The 5,588-nt window shown below is 73.5% G+C and carries 6 protein-coding genes; 4 read left to right on the top strand and 2 right to left on the bottom strand.

Annotation, left to right across the window (positions count from 1 at the left end; all coding sequences use genetic code 11):
- Positions 1 to 103 precede the first annotated feature (103 nt).
- From VGI02_RS28075 to VGI02_RS28060, 4 genes are all read left to right on the top strand, one after another.
- Complete coding sequence (locus tag VGI02_RS28075) at positions 104 to 304, top strand: hypothetical protein (protein WP_331633200.1); 201 nt, start codon at positions 104 to 106, stop codon at positions 302 to 304.
- Positions 305 to 551: 247 nt separating this feature from the next.
- Positions 552 to 710, top strand: coding sequence for a hypothetical protein (locus VGI02_RS28070; protein ID WP_331633198.1), 159 nt, complete (start codon positions 552 to 554; stop codon positions 708 to 710).
- Positions 711 to 819: 109 nt separating this feature from the next.
- A complete protein-coding gene (locus VGI02_RS28065; protein ID WP_331633196.1) occupies positions 820 to 1,491 on the top strand; it encodes a hypothetical protein in 672 nt (223 codons plus the stop codon).
- A gap of 35 nt (positions 1,492 to 1,526) precedes the next feature.
- On the top strand, positions 1,527 to 3,197 hold the full coding sequence (locus VGI02_RS28060; protein WP_331633194.1) for an alkaline phosphatase D family protein: 1,671 nt from the start codon (positions 1,527 to 1,529) through the stop codon (positions 3,195 to 3,197).
- A gap of 3 nt (positions 3,198 to 3,200) precedes the next feature.
- Here the strand turns inward: VGI02_RS28060 and VGI02_RS28055 are convergent, their stop codons facing one another.
- On the bottom strand, positions 3,201 to 4,157 hold the full coding sequence (locus VGI02_RS28055; RefSeq protein ID WP_331633192.1) for an AurF N-oxygenase family protein: 957 nt from the start codon (positions 4,155 to 4,157) through the stop codon (positions 3,201 to 3,203).
- Between the two features lie 259 nt (positions 4,158 to 4,416).
- Positions 4,417 to 5,217, bottom strand: a complete 801-nt coding sequence (locus tag VGI02_RS28050) for an enoyl-CoA hydratase/isomerase family protein (protein WP_331633190.1) — start codon at positions 5,215 to 5,217, stop codon at positions 4,417 to 4,419.
- Between the last annotated feature and the right edge of the window lie 371 nt (positions 5,218 to 5,588).

Below are 5,588 nucleotides of genomic sequence, written 5' to 3'. Positions count from 1 at the left end.
TCCCGCTTCGTGACCGGTCGTTGGGCCGATCGACACCCGAACGGTGTCGTCCGGAGCAGCCCCGCTCCGGGACCGACCGTCCTGATCGGGAAGGACCCCCCACATGCAGAAGCCCTCCGCCCGCACCCTCCGGTTCGCGTTCGCGGCGCTCGCCGGCCCGGCGCTCGCCGTCGGGATCTCGGCCCCGGCCGCCAACGCCGCCGAGGTCACCCCGGTCGCGAAGTACCTCGACCACAGCGTCTCGGACACCGAGCACGAGGTCGGCGCGGCGATCGACGACCTCGGCCTCGAGGCCGCGGAGTAGGACTCCGCGGGGGCCGGCGGATCGGAGGACCGTCGACCCCAGGGCTCGATGAGGGCCCGGTCCGGACCGCTCCCCTGGTGTCCGGACCGGGCCCTCGTGCTCGTCGGAGACCCCGCTCGCGCCGCCGCGGAGGACCGGCCCGCTCCGCGACGATCTCGTGACGACCCGTCCTTGCCTCTGGACACGGGCGTGACCGGGACCGACCATCAGATCCGCGTCACCGCCACGCACTCCACGGGAGGCAGACATGCGACTGGGCCGCCGACTCACCGCCGGGATCGCCGAGGACCCGCCCTCCCCGACTCCCGCCCCACCCGCCGTCGGGGACGACGACGCGCTCGCGCCGGTCGCCGAGGCACCGGTGACCGCGGAGCGCATCCCGGACCCGGCCGTCACCGGGAACTGAGCTGAGCGCGTTCGCGGGACGCGCTCTCTTCGGCCGACGGGCCGACCGGCCCGAGCCGGAGGTCCTGGCCGACCGGCCCGCCCTGCCCGGGTGGAAGATCGCGTACCCGATGCTCTCGGCCGACGGGACCGCCGTCGGCTTCAACGGCGTCGCGCTCGGCCGCAGCCAGGTCTACGGGGCCGTCGCGGAAGCCGTGTGCGTGCAGTCCACCCGGCACCGCTGCCCGTCGACGTGGTGCGACTGCGGGTTCTACTGCTTCCACGACGCCGACCAGGCCCGCGCGCTGGCCTGCGACGAGCAGTACGACCGCAGCGTGCTGCTCGAGGTCCTGGCGTCCGGGCGCTACGTCTCCTACGAGCTCGGGCTGCGATACCAGCGCCAGACCGTGCGCTCGGTGCGGATCGGGCGCTGCCGGTGCGGTCGCACCCCGGCGGCGCTCGACGACGTCGGCGGCGGCATCGTCGGCTGGCGGCGGCTCGAGCCGGTGTGCCGCGAGTGCGCCGGACGCCGCGCGGTGCTCTCCCTGGAGACCTTCGGCGCGCTCTCCGGCGTGCCGATGTCCGTCGACGAGGGCAACGGGCACGCCGCGATGGCTCCGCTCGCGCCGCTGGCCGGCGCCGACGATGAAAGTCGGTTTCCGGACGTCCAGCGTCAGGAAAGTCCCGGTGCTGACATGAGCCCCGACGCCGAGATCCCGCTCCTGACCGCGGAGGTCACCCTCCTGCAGGCCCGGCTCGACGAGATCCAACGACGACTCGGGCGGCTCACCGACCGCCCGTAGCGAGATCCGGGCACCCGTGCGGTAGAGATGCGGGCGTGACGGCGACCGGCGTACAGACCTCCGGCCTCGTGCTGGGCCCGATCCTGCGCCACGTGGGGACCACGACCGCGACGGTCTGGGTCGAGACCACGGGCCCCGGCGAGGTCGAGGTCCTCGGCCACCGGGCCCCGACCTTCCGGGTGCAGGACCAGCACTACGCGCTGGTCGTCGTGCGGGATCTCGAACCCGGCACCTGCCGGACCTACGAGGTGCACGTCGACGGACGCCGGGTGTGGCCGCTCGAGCGGTCGGGGATGCCGGCGAGCCGCATCCGCACCCACGCCACGTCCGCCGTCGTCGACGACCCGGGACGCCAGCGGATCGTGTTCGGCTCCTGCCGCTACCCCCCGACCGGAGACCCCGAGCTGGAGCGCGGACTCGGCGTCGACGCCCTGGACGCCTACGCGGCGCGGCTGATCGCCGTCATGCGCACCGCGGGCTCCGACGAGGCGGCCGCCGCGGAACTGCCCGACGCGGTGTGCCTGCTCGGCGACCAGATCTACGCGGACGAGACCACGCCCCGCACCCAGGAGTGGATCCGCGCGCGGCGCGGCGTCGAGACCGGTGCGGGACTCGAGATCGCCGACTATCCCGAGTACGCGCACCTCTACGCCGAGACCTGGTCGGACCCGGAGGTCCGCTGGCTCCTCTCGACGGTGCCGACGTCGATGATCTTCGACGATCACGACATCCGCGACGACTGGAACACCTCGCAGGCCTGGCGCGAGCAGATGGCGCAGCAGGACTGGTGGCCCGCGCGGATCCGGGCGGGACTGGCGTCGTACTGGGTGTACCAGCACATGGGGAACCTCGACCCCGCCACGCTCGCCGACGACGCCCTCTACCAGGCCGTGACGGCCGCGGACGGTGACGTCTGGCCCCTGCTCGAGCAGTACGCGGCCCGGGCCGACGCCGCCGTCGGGGACCCGGAGGGCGTCAGCTGGAGCTACCGCTGGGACCTCGGCCGGACGCGGCTGATCATGATCGACTCACGGTGCGGCCGGGTGCTCAACGACGACGAGCGCCTCATGGTCAACGACGCCACGTTCACCTGGATCGAGGAGCAGGCCGCCGAGGCCCCCGAGCAGATCGACCACCTGCTGCTGGGCACGTCGATCCCGTGGCTGATGCCGCCCGCGGCGACCCAGGTGCAGGCGATGAACGAGCGCTCGGCCGCGGCGGGCAGCCGGCTCGCGGAACGGCTGCGCCAGACCGTGGACCTCGAGCACTGGCCGGCCTTCCGCGCGTCGTTCGACCGGCTCGCCCGGCTCGTCGAGCGGGTGGGGTCGTCGTCGTCGGCGCCCGAGACGATCTGTGTGCTCTCCGGGGACGTCCACCACTGCTACGCCGCGCGGGCCGGGTTCGCGACGCCGACGCGCTCGCGGGTCTACCAGCTCACCTGCTCGCCGGTCCGCAACGGCGTCCCGTGGTTCATGGAGTACGTGTTCGCCGTCGGGTGGATGCGCCCCGTCGTGGGAGTGGTGCGCCGCCTCGGGCGCTGGTGGGGCGTGCCCGAGGAGCCGGTGACGTGGGATCCGATCGGCGGCCCGTGGTTCGGCAACGCCGTTGCGACGCTGGAGATCACCGGCCGGACCGCCCGGGTGCGCTGGGAGCGCTCCGGGCGGGACGGCAGGTTGGAGCCGATCGCCGAGCTCCCGCTGACGTAGGCGTCAGGCGCGCGAGCGGCGGGGCAGCAGGAACGCGCGGCGCCAGACCGCCGTCCCGGGCCCCTTGACCATGCCCGCCTCGTCGAGGAAGCCCAGGATCTTCTCCCCCGCCCACCGGATCATCTCCCGGTAGTGCGGATTCGCCAGGGCCTCGCGACGACCGCGCCCGGGCTCGATGCCGACCGCCGAGTAGACCTCGGGGTGGATCAGGCTCCGGACGATGAGGAAGCTGACCAGCGCCGTGGCGAGCCGGTGGTAGGCCCGGGCGGGGCGCGAGAGCCGGGCCATCCCGTCGGTGACCTCGGCGCGGGCGAACGAGACGTGCCGCGCCTCCTCCATGACGTGGATCTTGTTGACCTGGCGCATGAGCGGCTGCACGTCGGGGTCCTCGGCCTGCTCGCGCTGGAGGCGGTCGAGGACCTCCTCGGCGACGAGGATGGTCGCGTAGGCCGACGGGCCCCAGGTCACGACGCTGTAGAGCTTCGAGAGCCGGCGCACCCACGGCACCGGGCCGTACGTCGGCACCCCCGCCACCTGGGTCATGCGCGTGAACATCTGCGAGTGCCGGCACTCGTCGGCCACCTCGGTGAGCGCCCACTGCGCGCGGTCGGTCGCCGGGTCGGCGTCGTAGAAGTCCTTGAGCAGCCGCTGCATGAGCAGGGTCTCGAACCACACGCCCGCGCCGGCGATGCTGCAGGCCTCGTGCTTGGCCAGCTCGTGGCGCTGGTCGGCGTCGAGGGCGTCCCACAGCGGCGTGCCGTAGAGCGAGACGCGGTGCTCGGGGGTCCAGCTCTTCTGCGGGTCGAGCGGGGCGTCCCAGTCGATGTCGACGGCCGGGTCGTAGGACTTCTTCGCCGCGGAGCGCAGCAGTCGGGTCGAGACGTCGGTCCCGCCGCCGTTCGCGGAGTGTGCCGACCGGGCCTGCCGATCCTCGGGCGCGGTCGTCGTCGGGGTGCTCACGGGTGTCATCTCCCCAGGTGTCGCGTGCAGACGACACGAAGGTATCCCCGACTCCTGGTAACAGAAACCTTGAGTAACACACACCACGTGTTCGTGTTACCGGGCGGAACGGGGATAGCTCGCTCCGCCGAAGATCAGGAGCACGTGAGGCAGGGCGGGCGGCTCCTCGACCTGGGTGGAGTGCCCCTCGACGTGGCACGGCGCGGGGTGGGGTTGATCAGGAACCCCCCGGCTCGGCGCAACAATCGCGCGCCGGGGCTCAACGGCCGGTGAAGGTGGCCTTCCCGTGCCCGCGCTCGACGAACGAGTCCATGGCGGCGCGGAGGTCGTCGCTCCCGAACAGGGCCCCGGCGATCTCGGCGGTGCGCGCGTTCGCCCGGTCCAGCCCACCCGCGGCGAGCTCACGGAGGATCTCCTTGGTGGCGGCGTGCGCGCGCGTCGGCCCGGCCGCGAGCGACCGGGCGAGCTCGCGGGCGGTGGCCTCCACCTCGTCGTCGGGGACCATCCGGTCCACCGCACCCCAGCGCTCCATCTCGGCGGCGCCGAACCGCCCGGCCGTCATGACGAACCACTTCGCGCGGCCCTGCCCGACCCGCTCCGCGAGGCGCTGCGTGCCGCCCATGGCCGGGGTGAGGCCGACCGTGGCCTCGATCAGCCCGAAGCTCGCGGACTCGCCCGCGACGATGAGGTCGCAGGCCAGCGCCAGCTCGAAGGCCCAGGTCAGGGTCAGGCCGTGTGCGGCGAACACCGTCGGGAACGGCAGCCGGTGCACCCGCTCGCCGAGCTCCACCAGCTCCGCGAAGTACCGGGTGCCCGCCTCGACGTCGGAGTTCTGGGCCAGCGGCAGGAACGCGTCCCGGACATCGACGCCACCGCTGACGACCTTGCCCTCCGCGCGCACCAGCGCACCGCGCGGGCGCTGTCGTTCGAGCGTCGTGACGGCCTCGATCAGCGAGGTGTGCAGGTCGCGGTCGTAGAGGTTCAGCGGCGGGTGGTTGACGGTGACCACGGCAAGCTCGGGGTCGCTGCCGGTCTCGACACGGACAAGTGGGGTGCTCACCCGTCGGAACCTGCCCGACGGACCGGCCCGGCGCCAGCGGGCCCCGCAGCGACGCCCTGATCCTCGGGCCCACCGGTGATCGGCGAGACTGTCGGAGGGTCGTGATCTCCTGATCACGACGGCATCGCGGAGCCTCGCGGTCGGGGGTGTCGCCGTCGGGGTGTCGCCGTCGGCCCGCCGGTGGCGACGGCCTACGGTCGGCACGGTCCTCGGGGAGGTGAGCATGCGCTTCGTCCACACCGCCGACTGGCAGTTGGGCATGACGCGGCGCTTCCTCGGCGCGGGACGCCCCGGGCAGGCCGCGGGCGAGGCGCAGGCCCGGTTCGCCCAGGCGCGTCTGGACGCGGTGGCGGCGCTCGGGCGGGTCGCCG

This window comes from Actinomycetospora sp. (genome assembly GCF_036497245.1).
In the GTDB taxonomy this organism is placed as follows: Bacteria; Actinomycetota; Actinomycetes; order Mycobacteriales; family Pseudonocardiaceae; genus Actinomycetospora.
This window is presented reverse-complemented; position numbering and strand designations above follow the sequence as displayed.

Excerpts from the sequence above, each read along its gene's own strand:
- VGI02_RS28075 (WP_331633200.1), top strand. The coding sequence starts at position 104 with ATGCAGAAGCCCTCCGCCCGCACCCTCCGGTTCGCGTTCGCGGCGCTC.
- VGI02_RS28070 (WP_331633198.1), top strand. The coding sequence starts at position 552 with ATGCGACTGGGCCGCCGACTCACCGCCGGGATCGCCGAGGACCCGCCC.
- VGI02_RS28065 (WP_331633196.1), top strand. The coding sequence starts at position 820 with ATGCTCTCGGCCGACGGGACCGCCGTCGGCTTCAACGGCGTCGCGCTC.